Origin of the sequence: Streptomyces sp. NPDC002573 (genome assembly GCF_042889625.1) — a bacterium.
Taxonomy (GTDB): Bacteria; Actinomycetota; Actinomycetes; order Streptomycetales; family Streptomycetaceae; genus Streptomyces; species Streptomyces gibsoniae.
Genome location: NZ_JBIARC010000034.1, coordinates 1 through 19,232, shown reverse-complemented (window position 1 = coordinate 19,232; position 19,232 = coordinate 1). Strand labels below are relative to the sequence as shown.

At 68.5% G+C, this 19,232-nt stretch carries 20 protein-coding genes and 1 riboswitch; of the genes, 9 read left to right on the top strand and 11 right to left on the bottom strand.

The window, feature by feature from the left end:
- Nucleotides 1–4 precede the first annotated feature (4 nt).
- A complete protein-coding gene (locus ACFYX0_RS28290; RefSeq protein WP_388974177.1) occupies nucleotides 5–502 on the bottom strand; it encodes a hypothetical protein in 498 nt (165 codons plus the stop codon).
- Between the two features lie 370 nt (nucleotides 503–872).
- On the bottom strand, nucleotides 873–2,675 hold the full coding sequence (gene thiC / locus ACFYX0_RS28285; protein ID WP_388974175.1) for a phosphomethylpyrimidine synthase ThiC: 1,803 nt from the start codon (nucleotides 2,673–2,675) through the stop codon (nucleotides 873–875).
- A riboswitch (TPP riboswitch) is annotated at nucleotides 2,668–2,824 on the bottom strand. It overlaps the preceding gene by 8 nt.
- A 71-nt stretch (nucleotides 2,825–2,895) precedes the next feature.
- Between thiC and ACFYX0_RS28280 the strand changes: the two genes are divergently transcribed.
- Nucleotides 2,896–4,305, top strand: a complete 1,410-nt coding sequence (locus ACFYX0_RS28280; protein WP_388974173.1) for a YibE/F family protein — start codon at nucleotides 2,896–2,898, stop codon at nucleotides 4,303–4,305.
- Nucleotides 4,306–4,482: 177 nt separating this feature from the next.
- Here the strand turns inward: ACFYX0_RS28280 and ACFYX0_RS28275 are convergent, their stop codons facing one another.
- The 4 genes from ACFYX0_RS28275 to ACFYX0_RS28260 form a co-directional block, all read right to left on the bottom strand.
- Complete coding sequence (locus ACFYX0_RS28275) at nucleotides 4,483–4,920, bottom strand: SsgA family sporulation/cell division regulator (protein WP_355906754.1); 438 nt, start codon at nucleotides 4,918–4,920, stop codon at nucleotides 4,483–4,485.
- Between the two features lie 100 nt (nucleotides 4,921–5,020).
- Complete coding sequence (locus ACFYX0_RS28270) at nucleotides 5,021–5,758, bottom strand: IclR family transcriptional regulator (protein ID WP_388974281.1); 738 nt, start codon at nucleotides 5,756–5,758, stop codon at nucleotides 5,021–5,023.
- A 387-nt stretch (nucleotides 5,759–6,145) separates the two neighbouring features.
- Nucleotides 6,146–6,358 carry a DUF5326 family protein gene (locus ACFYX0_RS28265; protein ID WP_311693870.1) on the bottom strand — a complete coding sequence of 71 codons (213 nt, stop codon included), beginning with the start codon at nucleotides 6,356–6,358 and terminating at the stop codon, nucleotides 6,146–6,148.
- Nucleotides 6,359–6,523: 165 nt separating this feature from the next.
- The gene (locus tag ACFYX0_RS28260; RefSeq protein WP_388974171.1) at nucleotides 6,524–6,841 is read right to left on the bottom strand and encodes a cupin domain-containing protein; all 318 of its coding nucleotides are present in this window, start codon (nucleotides 6,839–6,841) and stop codon (nucleotides 6,524–6,526) included.
- 59 nt (nucleotides 6,842–6,900) lie between these two features.
- Here ACFYX0_RS28260 and ACFYX0_RS28255 point away from each other — a divergent pair, with 59 nt between their 5' ends.
- The 5 genes from ACFYX0_RS28255 (at nucleotide 6,901) to ACFYX0_RS28235 (ending at nucleotide 10,699) form a co-directional block, all read left to right on the top strand.
- Nucleotides 6,901–7,281 (top strand): phage holin family protein, encoded by a 381-nt coding sequence (locus ACFYX0_RS28255; RefSeq protein ID WP_311693865.1) that lies wholly within the window; start codon nucleotides 6,901–6,903, stop codon nucleotides 7,279–7,281.
- A 9-nt stretch (nucleotides 7,282–7,290) separates the two neighbouring features.
- Nucleotides 7,291–7,782, top strand: a complete 492-nt coding sequence (locus ACFYX0_RS28250) for a low molecular weight protein-tyrosine-phosphatase (protein ID WP_388974169.1) — start codon at nucleotides 7,291–7,293, stop codon at nucleotides 7,780–7,782.
- A complete protein-coding gene (locus ACFYX0_RS28245) occupies nucleotides 7,779–8,933 on the top strand; it encodes a cystathionine gamma-lyase (RefSeq protein WP_388974167.1) in 1,155 nt (384 codons plus the stop codon). Before ACFYX0_RS28250 ends, ACFYX0_RS28245 begins: the two co-directional genes overlap by 4 nt.
- A 248-nt stretch (nucleotides 8,934–9,181) precedes the next feature.
- Nucleotides 9,182–10,087, top strand: coding sequence for a LysR family transcriptional regulator (locus tag ACFYX0_RS28240; protein WP_355906743.1), 906 nt, complete (start codon nucleotides 9,182–9,184; stop codon nucleotides 10,085–10,087).
- Nucleotides 10,088–10,216: 129 nt separating this feature from the next.
- Nucleotides 10,217–10,699 carry an NUDIX hydrolase gene (locus ACFYX0_RS28235; RefSeq protein ID WP_311693857.1) on the top strand — a complete coding sequence of 161 codons (483 nt, stop codon included), beginning with the start codon at nucleotides 10,217–10,219 and terminating at the stop codon, nucleotides 10,697–10,699.
- A gap of 47 nt (nucleotides 10,700–10,746) precedes the next feature.
- On the opposite strand, the gene ACFYX0_RS28230 is transcribed toward ACFYX0_RS28235, so the two are convergent.
- The gene (locus ACFYX0_RS28230) at nucleotides 10,747–12,072 is read right to left on the bottom strand and encodes a globin domain-containing protein (protein ID WP_388974165.1); all 1,326 of its coding nucleotides are present in this window, start codon (nucleotides 12,070–12,072) and stop codon (nucleotides 10,747–10,749) included.
- Nucleotides 12,073–12,651: 579 nt separating this feature from the next.
- On the opposite strand from ACFYX0_RS28230, the gene ACFYX0_RS28225 reads away from it, so the two are divergent.
- Nucleotides 12,652–13,518 (top strand): GNAT family N-acetyltransferase, encoded by an 867-nt coding sequence (locus ACFYX0_RS28225; RefSeq protein ID WP_388974163.1) that lies wholly within the window; start codon nucleotides 12,652–12,654, stop codon nucleotides 13,516–13,518.
- Between the two features lie 70 nt (nucleotides 13,519–13,588).
- On the opposite strand, the gene ACFYX0_RS28220 is transcribed toward ACFYX0_RS28225, so the two are convergent.
- Entirely contained in the window at nucleotides 13,589–14,800 is a 1,212-nt protein-coding gene (locus ACFYX0_RS28220; RefSeq protein ID WP_388974161.1) for an MFS transporter, read from the bottom strand.
- Nucleotides 14,801–14,942: 142 nt separating this feature from the next.
- Here ACFYX0_RS28220 and ACFYX0_RS28215 point away from each other — a divergent pair, with 142 nt between their 5' ends.
- A complete protein-coding gene (locus tag ACFYX0_RS28215) occupies nucleotides 14,943–15,401 on the top strand; it encodes a MarR family winged helix-turn-helix transcriptional regulator (RefSeq protein ID WP_388974159.1) in 459 nt (152 codons plus the stop codon).
- Between the two features lie 53 nt (nucleotides 15,402–15,454).
- Nucleotides 15,455–15,907: a GNAT family N-acetyltransferase gene (locus ACFYX0_RS28210; RefSeq protein ID WP_388974157.1), complete on the top strand. Its 453-nt coding sequence runs from the start codon at nucleotides 15,455–15,457 to the stop codon at nucleotides 15,905–15,907.
- Between the two features lie 104 nt (nucleotides 15,908–16,011).
- On the opposite strand, the gene ACFYX0_RS28205 is transcribed toward ACFYX0_RS28210, so the two are convergent.
- From ACFYX0_RS28205 to ACFYX0_RS28195, 3 genes are all read right to left on the bottom strand, one after another.
- A complete protein-coding gene (locus ACFYX0_RS28205) occupies nucleotides 16,012–17,397 on the bottom strand; it encodes a serine hydrolase domain-containing protein (protein WP_388974155.1) in 1,386 nt (461 codons plus the stop codon).
- Nucleotides 17,398–17,549: 152 nt separating this feature from the next.
- A complete protein-coding gene (locus tag ACFYX0_RS28200; protein ID WP_388974153.1) occupies nucleotides 17,550–18,131 on the bottom strand; it encodes an AAA family ATPase in 582 nt (193 codons plus the stop codon).
- Nucleotides 18,118–19,104 carry a hypothetical protein gene (locus ACFYX0_RS28195; RefSeq protein ID WP_388974151.1) on the bottom strand — a complete coding sequence of 329 codons (987 nt, stop codon included), beginning with the start codon at nucleotides 19,102–19,104 and terminating at the stop codon, nucleotides 18,118–18,120. The genes ACFYX0_RS28200 and ACFYX0_RS28195 overlap by 14 nt, the downstream gene beginning before the upstream one ends.
- Between the last annotated feature and the right edge of the window lie 128 nt (nucleotides 19,105–19,232).

Sequence of the window (19,232 nt, the reverse complement as noted above, 5' to 3'; positions counted from 1 at the left end):
GTCGCTACGGCTGCTCGGTGGTGAACCGCTGCCAGACGTTCGATGCGAAGCGTTCGGTGCCGGGTTCTGCCGGTTCCGCCCCGAGGAAGCGCCAGAAGTCGAAGACGGCCTGGGCCTCCATACGGCCCCAGAGGTCGCCGTCACGGACCGGTCGGTTCCACGGATCGTCCTCTTCCCACAGGAAGTCCGGGTACGACTCGTCGCCGTAGTCGTAACCGGTGATATAGCCGCGAGCATGCTCCAGGTCCAGCTTCAGCGCCGGGAACTGCGCCACCAGCAGTTCCGGGCGCCCGTGAACAGGGCGATCGTCGAAGAAATGCTGATCTCCGTCGGTCCACTGGACGAACTGATCCACCGCAGCGCCGTGATGAAAGAGCTCGTATCCCCAGTAGTCCCCGTCGTACATGAAGGTCAGCAGTCCGGGACAGTCGTACGTCCGCGAGACATGGAACTGCGCGCGCCGCCGCAGCTCCCATTCCCAGCCACGCGTCCACTCCAGCACGGTCCAGCCGTTGTACTGCTCGTGCAGGGTGTAGAACGTCCGTCGCCTTCTCCGCGGCGGGCGGGAGTCGATATCCCTCGCCCTGCCAGAACTCGGACAGTGCCTCGTACACCTGTAGGTGATCGACACCGTGAAAGAGGTTGCACCGCAGAAATCCACCCATGCGCATCACTCCCGGCCAAGAGGGCATGGACGATGTCCGCGAGCCGCCCCGTCGTCCACAGCACCGGTCACAGGGCCCAGAGGAGCAGGTGTTCCTCCAGGCGGCGCGAGTATCGTGGCTTACCCCAGAGGCGATCCGCGAGCCATTTTGACGGTCCACCGGACTGCGCTGGAGCCCTCCTCGAGAGCCCCAGCGCCACGTTGGCCGTCAGTCGGCGACAGGCAGGTACACCCGGTTCCCCGCCTCCGCGAACTCCTTCGACTTCTGGAGCATTCCCTCGGCGACCTCCTGCGCCGACGCGCCCTCAGCCGTCGCACCACCGAAGCGCTGCGTGATGTCCCGGCTGATCTTCATGGAGCAGAACTTCGGACCGCACATCGAGCAGAAGTGAGCCGTCTTGGCCGGCTCCGCGGGGAGGGTCTCGTCGTGGAAGTCGCGGGCCGTGTCCGGGTCGAGGGCCAGGTTGAACTGGTCCTCCCAGCGGAACTCGAACCGCGCGTCGGACAGCGCGTCGTCCCACTCCTGCGCGCCCGGGTGCCCCTTGGCGAGATCGGCCGCGTGGGCGGCGATCTTGTAGGTGATGACGCCGGTCTTGACGTCGTCACGGTCGGGCAGGCCCAGGTGCTCCTTGGGCGTGACGTAGCAGAGCATGGCCGTGCCCCACCAGGCGATCATGGCGGCACCGATGCCGGAGGTGATGTGGTCGTACGCCGGCGCGATGTCCGTGGTCAGCGGGCCGAGCGTATAGAACGGAGCTTCATCGCAGATCTCCTGCTGCAGATCGATGTTCTCCTTGATCTTGTGCATCGGGACGTGTCCCGGGCCCTCGATCATCGTCTGTACGTCGAAACGCCTGGCCACACGGCCGAGTTCCCCGAGGGTGCGCAGTTCCGCGAACTGTGCCTCGTCGTTGGCGTCCGCGATCGAACCCGGCCGCAGACCGTCGCCCAGCGAGTAGGTGACGTCGTAGGCCGCGAGGATCTCGCAGAGTTCCTCGAAGTTCTCGTACAGGAACGACTCCTTGTGGTGGGCGAGGCACCACGCCGCCATGATCGAGCCGCCGCGCGAGACGATGCCGGTCTTGCGGTTCGCCGTCAGCGGCACGTACGCCAGGCGCACACCCGCGTGGACTGTCATGTAGTCCACGCCCTGTTCGGCCTGCTCGACGACCGTGTCCTTGTAGATCTCCCAGGTCAGTTCCTCGGCCTTGCCATCGACCTTCTCGAGCGCCTGGTAGAGCGGCACCGTGCCGATCGGCACGGGGGAGTTGCGCAGCACCCACTCACGGGTGGTGTGGATGTTGCGGCCGGTGGACAGGTCCATGACTGTGTCGGCGCCCCAGCGGGTCGCCCAGGCCATCTTCTCGACCTCCTCCTCGATGGAGGAGGTCACCGCGGAGTTGCCGATATTGGCGTTGACCTTCACCAGGAACCGCTTGCCGATGATCATCGGCTCGATCTCCGGGTGGTTGACGTTGGCCGGCAGCACCGCGCGGCCCGCCGCGATCTCCTCACGGACGACCTCGGGTGAAACGTTCTCCCGGAGAGCCACGAACTCCATCTCCGGCGTGATCTCCCCGCGGCGCGCATAGGCGAGCTGCGTCACCGCGTTGCGCTCGCGACCGCGGCGCGGCTGACGCGGGCGCCCCGGGAACACCGCGTCGAGGTTGCGCAGGCCTCCACGCGGGGAGGTGTGCTTGATCCCGTCGTCCTCGGGACGGACGGGGCGACCCGCGTACTCCTCGGTGTCGCCGCGAGCGATGATCCAGTTCTCCCGCAGCGGCGCGAGGCCCCGGCGGACGTCGGTCTCGGCTACTGGATCTGTGTACGGGCCGGAGGTGTCGTACAGGGTGACCGACTGCCCGTTGGTGAGATGCACTTGACGGACCGGCACCCGCAGATCGGGGCGCGAACCCTCGATATACGCCTTGTGCCAGCCGATGGACTTCCCGGCCCCCTGGGGCTCTTCCTCCTGAGCGGAGGCAGGCGTGCGTACGTCCTTGACGGTCATAAGACCTACTCCCTACGCCGGCATTACCCGGTAACAGGTTCAGCGGTCGGCACAGCCGTCTCCACTCGCTGATGTTCCACGTGAAACATCGCGTCTACGGAGGTCAGTGCCCTCTCAGCCCGGTGCTCCGAGCTCCCGCGTGTGCAAAAGTCCCTTCACGCTAGCGTCTAATTGGGTGAGCTGAACAGTGGGCCCTGCGCCTTCTTGCGATGATCGGGCGGTGCCCCCGACGCAGCATCTCCCCTCGCACCCGTCGCCCGAGCCGCCGCACCACCATGGCCCGGACGACAGACACAGCCGCCGAGACGGGCACGGCCACGGGCCCGGCGGTGGACACGGCCACTCCCACAGTCACAGCCATGGCCCCGCGGCCCCCGTGTCGCGGCATCTGCGCAAGGTCATCGCCGCGATCCTCATCCCGTTCACCGTGGCGGTCATCGTCGGTCTCGTGGTGCTGTGGCCCGGCGGGGTCCCGTCGCACAAGCGCTCCGGCGTCGGCTTCGACCAGCAGACCCAACAGGCCACGGTCACCACGGTCGTGGCGGTGGACTGCAAGTCCGTGAACGCCTCGGGTGGGGGCCCGATCGGCGACACCTCCCTCACCGGCGGCTCGTCGGCCCCGCAGACACCGTCCGGCACCTGCAAGAAGGCGACCGTCCGCGTCGACACCGGCAAGGACAAGGGCCGTACGTTCACGGAGATCGTCCAGCCGGACCAGTCACGACAGCTGCACCAGGGCGAGAAGGTCGTGGCCGCGTACGAGCCCTCCGCGCCGAAGGAACTGCAGTACTCGGTGACCGATGTGGACCGCACGTTCCCCATGGCCCTGCTCGCCGGCATCTTCGCCGTGGCGGTGGTGGTCGTGGGCCGGATGCGCGGGGTCATGGCACTCGTCGCGCTGTCCGTCAGCTTTCTGCTGCTCAGCCTCTTCATCCTGCCCGCGATCCTGGATGGCTCGAATCCGCTGCTCGTGGCCGTGGTCGGGTCGAGCGCCATCATGCTGATCGCCCTCTACCTGTGCCACGGTCTGTCGGCCCGTACCTCCGTGGCGGTGCTCGGCACCCTCGTCTCCCTGTCGCTGATCGGTCTTCTCGGCTCGGAGTTCATCGGCTGGGCCGCGCTGACCGGCAACACGGACGACAGCACCGGCCTGATCCACGGCCTGTACCCGCACATCGACATGAGTGGCCTGCTGCTCGCCGGCGTCATCATCGGATCCCTCGGCGTGCTCGACGACGTCACGGTGACCCAGACGTCGGCGGTCTGGGAGCTGCACGAGGCCAACCCGACGATGGGCTGGCGAGGGCTCTACCGCGCGGGCATCCGCATCGGCCGCGACCACATCGCCTCGGTCGTCAACACGCTCGTCCTGGCGTACGCGGGTGCCGCCCTGCCCCTGCTGCTGCTCTTCTCGATCGCGCATAGCAGTGTGGTGTCGGTCGCGGGCAGCGAGCTGGTCGCCGAGGAGATCGTGCGCACCCTGGTCGGCTCGATCGGGCTGGTCGCGTCGGTGCCGGTGACTACGGTCCTGGCGGCGATCGTCGTCTCGGCGGACCGCCCGGCCACACTCGACGCCGCCCCGGCTCCCGTCCCGGCCCGTGGCGGGAGAGGGCGCCGCCGCAAGCACTGAGACTCCCTGCCGCGCTCCAGCTCCACCCTGAACTCACCGAGGCCATCGGGGACTTCACCCGGACCACCGCGATCCTCGCGATCGAGATCCGCAGAAGCGTTACGCCTGCCACCGCGCCCGTACCGCCGGCCAGGAACCGTCACGGCGTGAGGAACCGTTCCGGCGCGGCACGCGGTCTCAGCCCGCGCTCTGCTCCTCCGCCAGGATCCGGTCCAGTGCCTCGTCCAGATGCGCGTCGAAGTCGGCAAAAGAGCCCTCCTGCCCCAACGGCACCAACTTGTCGGTGCGGTCGAGGAACGCGACCAGAGGCACCGCGCCGGACCGGAACAGTGCCCGGTCGGCGCCCACCTGGAGCCGGATCAGCACATCGCCGAAGATGTCCGGCTCGGCGGGCGCGATGTGCACATCGCCGTCGCCGCACGGCCGGCCCACCCCGTCCACCAGCAGTTCGCGACCGAACGCCCACGTCACGGGGGCGTCGCCGGGCAGATGGAAGGTCAGCCGCACCGCATAGGGATCACAGGTCTCGTAACACAGCTCCACCGGAATGCGGAAGGAGAGCTCCTCCGACACGAGAAAGCTCATCATGACCTCTGCCTGCACCGACTCGCGCATCGCCTACCCCGTCAGTAGCCGTCGACTGGCCAGGAATGATCCCCCTGACACCTGCTGGAAGTTTGCTGAAAGTGCATGGCAGATCACAAGGAGTGAGTTTTCAGATGCTGATAGAGATGGCGAGTGTCCCTGTCAGTCTGTCGATCTCCGACTGCAGCCGACGGGCCGTCGGCAGCAGCCGGTCGGCCTGGTGGGAGGGCAGGGAGATGGCCACCGCGGCTGCCGTCGCACCCGTGGTGAGGGGGACCGCCGCACAGGCAGTACCGAGCGCGTACTCCTGCCGCTCGACGACCGGTTCCGCATGCTCCAGGTACTCCAGACGGCGCAGCAGGCTGCGATTGTCACGCAGCGTGTAGGGAGTGATCGGCCGCACCGGATAACGGTCGAGATGGTCGCGCCGGGCCTCCTCGTCGAGCTGCGACAGCAGGCACTGACCGAGCGCGTGCGCGTGCCCGGTCTCGCGGAAGTCGGCCCACTCCTCGGCCGCCGGGATGCCCGGGCTGTCGGCAACACCGAGGAGCTCGATCTCACCCTCGCGGTAGACCGCGTAGTAGACGGGTGCACCGATCGAATCACGCCATTGTGCGAGCACGTCGTTCACCATGCCGCGACGTTTCTGCTGGGTCGCGCTGCCGCTCAGTCGCTCGGCGGCCTCCCCGAGGAAGAACAGGCCCTTCTCCCGCCGCAGATAGCCCTCGTGGGTCAGGGTGCGCAGAAGGTGGTACGCCGTGGGGAGCGCCAGGCCGACCTCGCGGGCCAACTGCTTGGCGGGGGCCCCGTATCCATGGTCGGCGACGGCCTCCAGCAGCCGCATCGCCCGCTGCACCGACCCGATCAGGGTGGTGGACTGCGCCGGTGTCGGCGGAAGGTCCGCTTCCGCCGGTGAGGTGCGCCGCTGTGCGGGTGGGGCGGTTGAGTGTGCGGGTGCGGTGCCAACCGTGGCCAAAGGTCACTCCCGGAGCACGAGGTCGGCCTCCCGTGGGAGAACACGGGAGGGGATGCACCGCGCGCGGGGCCTGCCGCGCGCGGGGCTCCGGACTTTAACGGCCTCCCACCGGCCGTCGATGACGTCCACGGGAAAACTTCCCCCGCCCGAGGGAACCTCAAATTCCTGTTACCGGCGGCCTCTTGCCGACCGCCGGCCCCGCCCTGTGCCGTCCCCGGTGTGGTCCCCGGCCCGGTACGCCCCGGAAGGGGCCTCCGGGCCCTCACGCCCGGGGGTGGCTCACCAGTCGCCGCGTGACGACGAACTCGACATGAACTTCCGTACGACGTAGATCAGTCCGCCCACGAGAGCGACGAAGAGCAGCACCTTGAACAGCAGCAGGACGACGAACCCGACGACGGTCGCTATCAGGCCGCCGAAGACGACCAGGGCGATGACCGGCACCGCGATCCACTTCACCCACCACGGCAAACCCGCGAAGATCTCTCGCATCGCCCTTGTCCTTGTCTGTCCGCCCGTTGCCCCGCGCCTTTTCGGGGGCTCCCCAACCGGGTCGTTCCGTTCTGCTTCGATGCTAGGTCCGGTCGGGGGCCGAGCGTGGGTCTCGCGCCCCTTGTCCTCCCCTGATCGTCCCCTGAGGGAACCCCGAGACGGGACTCAGCTCTCCGGCGGAGAGAACACCACCAGAACCCTCAGATCCTCGGTGATGTGGTGGAATTTGTGGGCGACGCCGGCAGGCACGTAGATGACGCTTCCGCGAGCGACCTGAGTGGTCTCCAGGCCCACGGTGATCGAGGCGCGGCCGCTGACGATGAAGTACACCTCGTCCTGCTGGTGCGGCTTCTGCGGGTCGAGCTCGCCCGCGTCCAGCGCGTACAGGCCGGCCGACATGTTCCGCTCCCGCAGGAACTGCAGATAGGCGCCGTCGTTGGCGGCACGCTCCGCCTCCAGTTCGTCCAGCCGGAAAGCCTTCATCGCTCCTGCCCGCCCTTGCTCGCTATTCGTCGCTGATCTCGTCTGCCACGATCAGACACATGAAGAATTTCGTAGTCAAGACGATCGCCAACGCGGGGGCTCTGGCCGTCGCCGTCTGGGTACTCGACAAGATCACGCTGACGGGTTCGAGCACCGGCAAGAAGGTCGGCACGCTGATCGTGGTCGCGCTGATCTTCGGACTGGTGAATGTCCTGGTCAAGCCGATCGTGAAGGTACTGACCTTCCCCCTGTTCATCCTGACGCTCGGCCTGATAACCCTTGTCGTCAACGCCCTGATGCTGCTGCTCACCTCGTGGGTGGCGGGCAAGCTGAACCTGAGTTTCCATGTCGAGGGCTTCTGGACCGCCGTGCTGGGCGCCCTGATCATCTCGATCGTCTCCTGGGCGCTGCACCTCGTGCTGCCCGACGACGAGGACTGAGAGAGCCGCATGACCTATCGCGTCTGTTTCGTCTGCACCGGCAACATCTGCCGCTCGCCGATGGCGGAGTCCGTCTTCCGCGCCCGTGTGGAGGAGGCCGGCCTCGTCGACCTGGTCGAGGCCGACAGTGCGGGCACGGGCGGCTGGCACGAGGGGGACGGGGCGGATCCGCGCACCGTCGCCGTCCTGGGGGAGAACGGCTACGGCAGCGAGCACACCGCGCGCCAGTTCCAGCCCTCCTGGTTCTCCCGGCTCGATCTGGTGATCGCCCTGGACTCCGGCCATCTCAAGGCCCTGCGCCGTCTCGCGCTCACCCCCGAGGACGCGGCCAAGATCAGGCTCCTGCGCTCCTACGACCCGGCCGCCGCCGACGACCTCGATGTGCCCGACCCGTACTACGGAGGGATGGACGGGTTCCGGCAGTGTCTTGAGATGGTGGAAGCGGCGAGCCCCGGCCTGCTCGCCGCGGTACGCGAGCACATGGAGGGACGGGCGGCATGACCACACGGGATGCGAACGCGTCCGGTCCGGGGACCGGCGACGGTACACGGGCGGTGCGGGCGGGGCTGCCCGAGCCGGTCAAGCACGAGCCGACCCTGCCGGGTCCGGTCTTCGCCGCGCACTTCCATCTGCCCGGCGAGCCGACCGGCCCATACACCTACGGCCGGGACGAGAACCCCACCTGGACGCATCTGGAGCGTGCCATCGGCGAGCTGGAGGCGCCCGGCGAGGAGGGTGTCGAAGCGCTCGCCTTCGCCTCCGGCATGGCCGCGATCTCGGCGGTGCTCTTCTCCCAGCTGCGCGCCGGCGACACGGTGGTGCTGCCCGAGGACGGCTACCAGGCCCTGCCTCTGGTGGGCGAGCAGCTGACCGCGTACGGCATCGATGTCCGCACCGCGCCGACCGGGGGCGACGCCCAGCTCGGCGTGCTCGAGGGCGCGAAGCTGCTGTGGATCGAGACCCCGTCGAACCCGGGGCTCGACGTCTGCGACGTGCGCCGGCTCGTCGCGGCGGCCCATGCGCAGGGCACCCTCGTCGCCGTCGACAACACCCTGGCGACGCCGCTCGGCCAGCGGCCCCTGGAGCTGGGCGCCGACTTCTCCGTGGCCAGCGGCACCAAGATGCTCACCGGGCACGGGGACCTCCTGCTCGGCTATGTGGCGTCCCAAGACGGCGGGCTGATGGCCGCCGTACGGCGCTGGCGCAAGATCGTCGGCGCGATACCGGGTCCCATGGAGGCCTGGCTCGCGCACCGCTCGCTGGCCACGCTGCAGCTCCGCGCGGACCGGCAGTCGGCCAACGCGCTCGTGGTCGCCGAGGCGCTGCGCGGCCGGGCCGGGGTGACCGGGTTGCGTTATCCGGGTCTGCCCGACGACCCCTCGCACAAGATCGCCGCGCAGCAGATGCGGCGCTTCGGGTGCGTGGTGTCGTTCGCGCTGCCCTCACGCGCGCGTGCCGACCGTTTTCTGGACGCGCTCCGCCTCGTGGACGACGCGACCAGTTTCGGAGGGGTGCGGTCCACCGCCGAACGACGGGGACGCTGGGGCGGCGACGCGGTCCCGGAGGGGTTCATCCGCCTCTCCGTCGGGGCCGAGGATCCCGAGGACCTGGTGGCCGATGTGCTGCGCGCGCTCGACGCATCGGCGGGATGACCAGGTCCTACAGCGTCCGGCTACGCCCGTCCAGCGGGCGACGTGTCTCTTCTGGGCCCGGCTGCGTACGACGGACGGTCCGAACCTCCCCCCTCGTGGCTCGGACCGTCCCGGTTCCGCGCGCGAAGAACCGCGCAGACAAGGCTAGTTGACTCTGTGTCAGTGTCCAATCACAGTAGCGACAGAGACCTATCGACTTATTTATACTTGCGCGTGGCAGCGGGGTGCCCGGGACAGGAGGAAGCACCATGGATCTGGCCCTGCTGCGCACCTTTGTGACGGTGCACCGGGCCGGTTCCTTCACGCGCGCCGCGGCCCTGCTCGGCCTCTCCCAGCCGGCGGTCACCTCCCAGATACGCACGCTCGAACGACAACTGGGCCGCCCCCTCTTTCTGCGCCAGGCCCGCGGGGTGACCCCCACCTCCATCGGCGACGAACTCGCCCACAAGGCCGCTCCCCATCTGGACGCCCTGGTCGAGATCGCCGAGACCGGCCTCGACGAGTACTCGTCGCTGCGCACGCTCCATCTGGCGGGGCCGCCGGAGTTCACCGCCGAACGTGCCCTGCCCGCGCTGGCCGAGCTGACCGACGAGGACGGCCAGGGGCTCGCCCTCCGCGCCTCCTTCGGGAACGCCGAAGAGACCCTGGAAGGGCTCGCCGCCGGGCACCACGACCTGGCCATCACCACGACCCGGCCCCGCGGGGCCCTGCTCACGGCGACCCCTCTCTGCGACGAGGAGCATGTCCTGGTCGCGGCCCCCCGCTGGGTCCCCCGCATCGGTTCCGGCAGGGTGCGCCGCGGTGGCGCGCATCTGCTGGAGAACCTTCCGGTGGTCGAGGTGCACGAGTCGCTGCCCTTTGTCTCCCGCTACTGGGCCTCCGTCTTCGACTCCCGGCCCGCCGCCTCCGGTACGGTCGTCGTCCCCGATCTGCGGGCGGTTCTCGCCTGTGCGGTCACCGGCGCGGGGCTCGCCGTGCTGCCGCGCTACCTGTGCACCGCCGCACTGGAGCGGGGCGATGTCGTGGCCCTTCACGAACCGGCGGTACCCCCGCTGCGGACGTACTTCCTCGTGGTCCGCACCGGGACACTCGCCATGCCCCATATAGCCCGTGCCCATGAATGGCTGCTGCGGTCCGCGGCCGCCTGGGGCTGACACCCCGGGGCCTGGACGCCGCCTCCGGTGCCGCGGACCCGGCCCGTTCCACCCGCTGTTCACGCCAGGTTCGACGCCATGTGGGGTGCGGGATGTTTCACGTGGAACAGGCTGGGCCACATTTCACCCATGACCGTTCGCCCCGTGGTCAAGCGCACTGCCCGCGCCATCCTGCTGGATGGTGACGACCTGATTCTGATCAAGCGGACCAAGCCCGGAGTCGACCCCTACTGGCTCACGCCGGGCGGCGGGGTCGAGCCGACGGACGCGACCGTGGTCGACGCCCTCCACCGCGAAGTGCACGAGGAGCTCGGGGCCAAGATCATCGACGTGGTCCCCTGCTTCGTGGACACGGTCGAGCACATCGGTGAGAACGGCGGGGCGACCGGCGTGAAGGTCCAGCACTTCTTCGTCTGCCGTCTCGAGTCCATGGACGAGCGCCTACGGCACGGCCCCGAGGTCGAGCAGCCCGAGGGTGAGTACGAGATCGTGCGAGTGCCCTTCACCCGCGTCGGGATCGCGTCCGTCCATCTTGTCCCGCTGTCGCTGCGGCACTACCTTGACGGGAACATCGAGGGAGTACGCGCGATGCACGCGCCCGACCTGGGCTGACCCCTCGTACGGGAGCGTCCTGAGGAGCCGCTCGCGGGAGGGCGGCCCTACGGGCCCTGCACGTCGGCCAGGATCAGTTCCTCCACCGCGTCGTGGCGTATGCGTTCCGACGGGACGCCGACGTTCCGGAGCACATGCACACCGCTGCGGATCATGCCGGGCGGACCCGAGAGATACACGTCGTACTCGTTCCACGGTCCGTATGCGCGTATGGCGTCCGGCCACTGGACGCGTGCCTGCTCGTCGACGACCGGGCGGACCGCGAGCCAGGGATGGTTGTGCTGGAGTCGCAGCATGGTGTCGATGTCGTACAGATCGTGGCCGGTGCGGGCGCCGTAGAAGACCTCGACCCGGCGCCGCGCACCGTGCTCGGCGACGTCCTCGACCAGGGCCTTGATGGGGGCGATGCCGGTGCCGCCGCCTAGGCAGAGCAGCCCGCTGTCCGTGGTGTGGTCGACGGTCATGGTGCCGGTCGGCGGACCGAGCCGGATGATGTCGCCGGGGCGGGCCCGGTGGACCAGCGCGTTGGAGACCCAACCCGCCGGGACCGCCTTCACATGGAACGTGAGCAGTCCGTCGGAGCGTGGTGCCGAGGCGAAGGAGTAGTGGCGCCACACCCGAGGCCACCAGGGGGTCTCCATGCTCGTGTACTGACCGGCCAGGAACGGGTACGGCTGGTCGGGGCGGACCGTGATCACCGCGATGTCCCGGGTCCGCAGCTCGTGCGAGACGACCTCCGCGTACCACCAGGCCGGGGCGCGCAGCTCGTCCGCGGCCGCCGCATCGATCATCACCTGGGACATGGTCGTGTACGCCCGCACCCAGGCGGCCTCGGTCTCCTCGTCCCAGATCGCGGAGACGTACCTGCTCAGCGCTCCGATGAGGCACTCCCCGACGGCCGGATAGTGCTCGGCCCGGGTGCCGTACTTGCGGTGCCCGCGGCCGAGGTTCTGCAGATACGCGACCAGGACCTCGGTGTTGTCGATGTTCTCCGCGGCGGTCAGCAGCGCCCTGAGCAGCCGGTCCCGTTGGGTGTCCATCGCGGCGGGGAACAGCGACCGCAGTTCGGGGTGGCGCACGAAGAGCAGTGCGTAGAAGTAGGAGGTGACCTTGTCGGCGATGGGTGCGACCTCGGCCATGGTCCGCCGGATCAGCACGGCGTCACGGGATGGCCCGGACTCGAGGGCCGGTCGCCGGACGGATATCTGTGACAGGGCGGGGTCGGTGGTTCTTGGTGCCTCCTGTTCTCCGCTCGGGGGCGTCTGGGGGTGGGCGCGGGACGCGAACCAGCCGCCCCCGTCGTCGCCACCGGACGCGCCCTTGTCGGCCGACGTGGTGGTCGGAGCCTCCATGGTGTGCCTCGTCTCGAACATCTTTCGGTCGGTCTGCGCACTTGCCCCTGTCGGCGGGCGTCAGTATCCACGCCGAGGGCTTTGCTTCTTTTCCCCGTTGTATCCGTGAGGGTCAATGCGGCCACATTCCGCCGGCGTTCCCGCCGCGTGCGGACAAGTAAGAAGAGAGTGTGACGGTGACCGCGGTACTCAGACCGCAGCATCGCACTCCGGACCTCCACCCGGCCGCGTAACGGAAAATGCGGGTCTTTGATCTCTCCGTCCCGTTAGGCTGCATCGACCTGCGTTCGCACCCTGCAGAACGTGCGCACTTCACGCCGGACACGAACCGGACTCGACCATACCGGTCGCTGTCGCACATACAAGTCCCCCCTTGGCCCAGCGCCAAAGGACGGCTGTTCCAGCAGGGAATTTCCACAACCACCAGGCGTACCGCGTGAATTCACGAAGACTGTTCCGGAACGATCCCGATCGGTCTCTCACCGTTTCACGTGAAACGTCCGCCCTTGTGCGGTGTTGGGGCATGACTTGGCCAAAAGCATGTGCGTTCGGCAGCAAACGGGTGGACGTCGGTGGCCCCTGTCGGACAGCCTGACCTGCGTGTCGACACCTCCCCTCAGCGCTCTGCCCATCCGCCGCCTGACGCCTCGCGATCTCATCGCCTGCGCCGACTTGTCCGAGGACCGGGGGTGGCCCCGGGAGGAACACAAATGGGGCCTGCTCCTGGCCGCCGGAAAGGGGTACGGCATCGACGACCCCGAGGGGGGCCTTGTCACGGCCTGCGTCGTGATGGAATACGGATCGCTGTCACGCCCGGACCTCTGCGGCATCGGCATGGTGCTCGTCGCCCAGCGGCATGCACGCCAGGGCGTGGGCCGTCGACTGATGCGTCATGTGGTGGCGGACATGGGAGCCGCCCCTCTCACGCTCTACGCGACCCCCTACGGCCGTCCCCTCTACGAGGAGCTCGGTTTCAAGACCATCGGGAGCTCCGAGACGGTGCAGGGACACTTCACCGCCGGTGGGCCGCCGTCCTCCGTCCCGACCCGCCCGGCCACCGGGGAGGACCTCGCCACGCTCGTCAGGCTCGACGAGGAGGTCTTCGGTGCCGACCGCACCCATGTGATCACCCGGCTGCCGGCCTTCGCCGACCAGCTGCGGGTCGCCGAGGAGAACGGGCAGATCATCGGGTACGCCGCCGCCTGGCCCAATATGAACACGCATGTCGTGGGTCCGCTCATCGCCCGTGACACCGAGACGGCCAAGGCACTCGTCGCGTCCCTCGCCGCGCACACCGATCGCCCGCTGCGCACGGACGTCGATGTGCGGCACGAGGACCTGCTGAGGTGGCTGAAGGAGCGTGGGCTCGCCACCGTCGGCACGAACGCGGTCATGACGTACGGCATCCCGGACCTTCCCGGCGACTGGACGCGCCGCTTCGCTCCGGTCACGGTGGCGGCCGGCTGAGCCCATCAGCACGCAACGCGTGCCTCCGGCAGTCGAAGGCACGCGTTCGGGCTTGTGGTGGCGGATCCGCTCAACGCTGGAGAGCGGCTCCCTGCCGTTCACTCGGCGCGCCTTCCGCGACGGGAGTGCCCGGGGCCGTCTCGCGGCGCTCCAGGGCGGCCGAGAGGAATGCCAGCAGCAGGGCGGCCACGGCGAGAACGGCGCCGACCCAGTTCGGGGCGGTGTAGCCGAAACCGGCAGCGATGACGATGCCGCCGAGCCAGGCCGACAGCGCGTTGCCCAGGTTGAAGGCGCCGATGTTCGCGGCCGAGGCCAGGGTCGGGGCGCCGTGTGCGTGGTCCAGGACCCGCTTCTGCAGCGGAGGCACGGTCGCGAACCCAAGTGCGCCGATCAGCACGATGGTCGGCGCGGCGAGGGCCTTGTGGTGCGCGGTGATCGTGAACAGGGCGAGCACGAGGGCGAGGCCGCCGAGCGACACGTACAGCATCGGCATCAGCGCACGGTCCGCGTACCGGCCACCGACGAGGTTGCCGCCGACCATGCCGAGGCCGAAGAGGACCAGCAGCCAGGTGACCGAGCCGTCGGCGAAGCCGGCCACATGGGTCATCATCGGCGCGATGTAGGTGATGGCGGCGAAGACGCCACCGAAGCCGAGCACGGTCATCGCCATGGCGAGCAGCACCTGCACGTTCTTGAAGGCGGCCAGCTCATGGCGCAGGTGTACGCCCTCCGGCTTGGGCATCTCGGGCACGAGCTTCGCGACTCCGAGCAGGCCGAGCACGCCCAGCGCGGCGACCAGGGCGAAGGTGATCCGCCAGCCGGCCGACTGCCCGATGAGCGTGCCGAGCGGGACACCGATGACGTTGGCCACGGTCAGACCGCTGAACATCATGGAGATGGCGCCGGCCTTCTTCTCCGGGGCGACCAGTTCGGCGGCGACCACCGAGCCGATGCCGAAGAAGGCGCCGTGGGCCAGAGAGGCCACCACCCGGCCCAGCAGCATCAGCCCGAAGACGGGGGCGACGGCGGAGATCAGGTTGCCGATGATGAACAGGCCCATCAGCACCATCAGCATCCGCTTGCGCGAGACCTTGGTGCCGAGCGCGGTCATGATCGGCGCACCGAGCATCACCCCCAGGGCGTAGCCGGTCACGAGCAGTCCGGCGGTGGGGATGGAGACGCCGAAGTCACCCGCCACCTCGGGCAGCACGCCCATGATCACGAATTCCGTGGTTCCGATTCCGAAGGCCCCGATCGCAAGGGCCAGAAGCGCGAGAGGCATCCGGACTACACCTTTCAGACGATTGCATGAGCGCTTTGCGCCCTCCCAACGTTAATTGCAAACGCGGGATACATGCAACAGCTGTCTATTGCGAGCGTGCTCTATCCTGTACAGGAGCCACTCCGGGATGGAGGAGAACGCCATGACAGCGACGGACCCCGCGCTCACCGCCCTTGCTCAGGGCTGGTGCGCCCTCTCCCTGCTGCACGGGAGAATCGAGGTTCACCTCGAACGAGCCCTGCAGGCCAAGCACGGACTGAGCGTGCGGGAGTACTCCCTGCTCGACGTCCTCAGCCGGCAGCACGACGGTGTGGGCGGCCATCTGCAGATGAAGCAGGTCGCCGATGCGGTCGTCCTCAGCCAGAGCGCCACCACCCGACTGGTCACCCGGCTTGAGGACCGCGGACTGCTCGCGCGCTACCTCTGCCCCACCGACCGCCGCGGCATCTACACCAACGTCAGCGAGTCCGGCCTCAAGCTCCTCGAAGAGGCCCGCCCCACCAACGACGCCGCGCTGCGCGAGGCACTCGACGAGGCGGCGAAGAACCCGGAGCTGGAGCCCCTCGTCCGTGTGGTCGAGTCACTGAACGTGCCCATCTAGAACTGGCTACTGCCTGCGCGCCTGGAAGTGCCTGTCCCGCATAGGCTGCGGATATGGAAGATCTTGAGATACGGCGCGCTGTCGTGGAGGACGTCCCGGCGATCGTCGCCCTGCTCGCGGACGATCCGCTCGGCGCCCAACGGGAGTCGCCGGACGATCTGACGGCCTACCTGGCAGCGCTGGACCGGATCGACAGCGATCCGAACCAGCATCTGATGGTCGCCGTCCGGGACGACCGCATCATCGGCACCCTTCAGCTCACGATCATCCCGGGACTGTCCCGCAAGGGCGCGAACCGCTCGATCATCGAAGGGGTACGCATCCACGCCGAGGAACGCGGCAGCGGCCTGGGCACTCAGCTCATCGAGTGGGCCATCGATGAATCGCGGCGTCTGGACTGCCAGTTGGTCCAGCTCACCTCCGACATCAGTCGCACCGACGCCCACCGCTTCTACGAGCGGCTGGGCTTCGAGGCCTCACACGTGGGCTTCAAGATCCGCCTCTGACACGGCGAGACCCTCGGCCGGACGAGCGATGCCCCGGCCGGACACGCTAAGGGTCCTGTTTCACGTGAAACAGGACCCCTGCCGGATCAGCCGAGCGACAGCCCCTAGCCGATCCCCCGCCATCCCTCCGGATCCACCCCGCCGGGCACCGGAGCGCCCTCGTCGTACGGCTGACGCGTGAAGACGAACGATCCGAGGTCCAGGTGGCTCGGGGACCCGTCCGGGCGCCGTACGGCCCGTAGCTGCTCTCCCGCGTAGTAGCCCCCCAGCCCCGTCCATGTGCCGTCGCCGTTCGCCCGGAACCGCGAGCGTCGGCCGCCGCCGGCGAGCGGTCCCAACGACAGAAACCCGTCCGCCGTGAGCCGCAGGGCGAAGGCCTGTGTGCCCCAGTACCACTGGCCCGCCAGCTCCAGTACGGACGGATCGATGTCCTTCAGCGGGCGCCACGGCTCGGGGATCCTGGGTTCGGCCTCAGCCACGATTCTGACGAGATCCGCGCCGAGGGCCGACAACAGCGGGCCCGAGGTGCAGTTGGCCAGGACCACCGCGGCGACATCGTCCTCCACGCTGAAGGTGAGGCACGCGAGAAAGCCCGGCAGGGAGCCGGTGTGCCCGACGAGGAGCCGTTCACCCGAACGCCGGATCTCCAGCCCCAGGCAGTAGGCGTACCCGGCCCCCACATCCGCGGCCTCGGGGGGAGCCGCCGGCGTGCGCATCTCGCGCAGCGACTCGGCACTCAGCACCCGGTCGTCACCCTGGACCAGAAAGGCTGCGAAGCGCCCCAGGTCTCCCGTGGTGGACCAGAGTTGCCCGGCCGGTGCCATCCGACCGAGGTCCTCGGCCGGTTCGGGCAGCATGACATCGGCCCAGGGATGCACCGCCCAGCCCCCGGCGTGCGGCGCCTGCGGGTGCGCACTCGTGCGATGCAGGCCCAGGAGTTCGAGCACCTCGCGGCGTAGGACTTCCTCCCACGGGGCTCCGCGCAGTTCCTCCACCAACGCTCCGAGGAGGGTGTAGCCGGGGTTCGAGTAGTGGAACCGCCGCCCGGCCGTATGCAGGAGCGGCTGTTCGCCGAGCACATCCGTGAGCGCTGGGCGCAGCGAGCCGGGTGTGCGTTCCCACCATGGCCCGGGGGCCTCGGCCGCGAGCCCGCCCGTGTGCGCGAGCAGTTCGGCAATCGTCGCCTCCCCCGCCCCGGTGCCAGGCAGATGCTTCTCCAGCGGATCGCCGAGATCCAGAACGCCCTCGTCACGCAGCCGCATCACAAGGACAGCGGTGAAGGTCTTGGTGATCGAGCCGATCCGGTACTGCACGTTCTCATCCGGGGCATGGCCGTCCACGGAGGTGCGCGAGCCGTACCACACCGCCCGTCCGTCCCGGACGACCGCGGCGACCAGTGACGGCGCCCGCCCCTCGGCCTGGGCCACGGCGATCCGGTGCAGCAGAGCCCGCCGCGTGGCGGGGAGCAGTTCTTCCTGCGATGTCGTCATGACACCCAGTCCACCCGGCGAGGAACCCCACGTCGAATCCATTTCCGTGGAGTCCTCGCCTGCGTTGTAGGGTCTCGCGGCTCATGTCCTAGGTCGTCGCTGTGACCTGCGGATTTTCCGGCTGTCTCACCGAGTGTCCGCCAAGCTCCGTCTCACGGAGATGTCATTTCCTCACGAAACGCCTGGCGTACTCGGGCCGCGACATCGGGCACGTCGGTGGGTTGGGTGGTGTCCACGTTGATGACGGGGCCATATCCGAGCGGCTGGTCGTACTCCGCCAGGACTTCGGCTGAGAGTTCGTGGACAACATGGACCGGGTGCACGGTGGCCGCTCGTGCTGCGTAACGTCGGGCTGCCTCGGCGGGTGGGCACCAGCAGTAGACCTCGACTACATCTGCTGCGAGGGATTCCAGGTGGGGACGGGTGGCGGGGTGGCGGGGCAGGAAGTTTGCTTCGAGGATCGCCTCGGGGCAACGCGCGGCCAGTGCCCAGATCAGATTCATGGCAGCAGCGCCCAGGCGACGTGACGATGCCAGGTCACCCGCGGGTGCTTCCAAGGAATCGTGCAGGGTCTCCTTGATGTGGTCCTTGGACAGCAGGGAGAAGCCGAGTTCTTCCGACAGCGGCAGGGCCAGGGTGCTCTTGCCGGCCCCGGGAGCCCCGGAGACGATCACGATGCGGCGAGTCACAAGTCCGATCATGCCGGTTCGTCGGTGCTCGTCATAGTGCTTCATCCGTTGGTGCCGGCCGCCCGCCTGGCCTGTGCTTCACCAGGTCGTTGAGTTCTTCGGCATTGAGTTGTCCGAGGGCTTTCAAGACCTGCTTACCTAGGCCAGTCGGCTGCAGCGGGCACCCGTTTTCGAAGGGGTCCAGTAAGGGCCATCCAAGGTCATACTCCAGGCGATGGATCTGAATGGCCAACGTGTCCTCGCCGCACCGATCTGGTTCGCAGCGGAGCGCAGTGTCGGATGTTTGGCTGCTTGGGCGAAACGGAGGAGCCGTTCGCAGGAGTATGCGCTGGTCATGGCAGGTCTGAGGAGAGCGGGGGCCGCTTCGGCAAGGCGGGCTGCGCGAAGCGCGACCCCGTGGCTTGCCCCTCCGGGAGAGCGCATGGGGATGCAAGCCGGCCAAGCGATCGAGTGCTCTGTGGATGTCGGGCCAGCAGTGATCGTCCCGCAGGACTTGCAGGATCCGGGAGATGGTCGCTTTGTCGGTGGCCGAGCCGAGCTGGCCGGCGGCGTCATCCCGTTCTGATCTGCTGCCGATCATGAGGAGAGCACTCGACAGAGTCGGCTGCAGTGCGCTGTGGCTGACGCCGGAGGCGGGGGTGAGGCGGATGGTCCAAGCCGGCCAGAACATGGTGGGCACTTTGTTCAGCCGCCGTGCCGTGAGCTGGCTGCCCGACGCGGGCCGGGCGGGGAACGCTGTGATCGTGCGGTATCGGAGTTGATGGCTGGGCCGCATGGACGGACCGAGAGCCGCGAGATGGACGGCGTGCAGGAAGGGGCTGGAGTCCTTTCCCCAGTGGTAGATGTCGCTCGCGGTAGCTGTCCGGTCTTCCCGTTTCATCGGCCGGAGGAGGTCACGCATGATGCTGCCTGCCTGCTGGATGTCCGGTTCACTCAGGGCTTTCAGGGCTGCTGCGACCGCAACGGCGGTGCTGACTGCGGTGGGAGGTGCCATGAAGCCTGGTCGTTTGAGTGCCATGCGGCGTCCGCGGGGGATGGCGTCCCTTCTCGTGCAACACCGTTGCGTTAGGCCGACGGGCGGGTCGTCAAGGGGGGAACATCAGGACGGGACCTCGGGTAAGTCCCTTGGTGTCGAGCCAGGGCGAG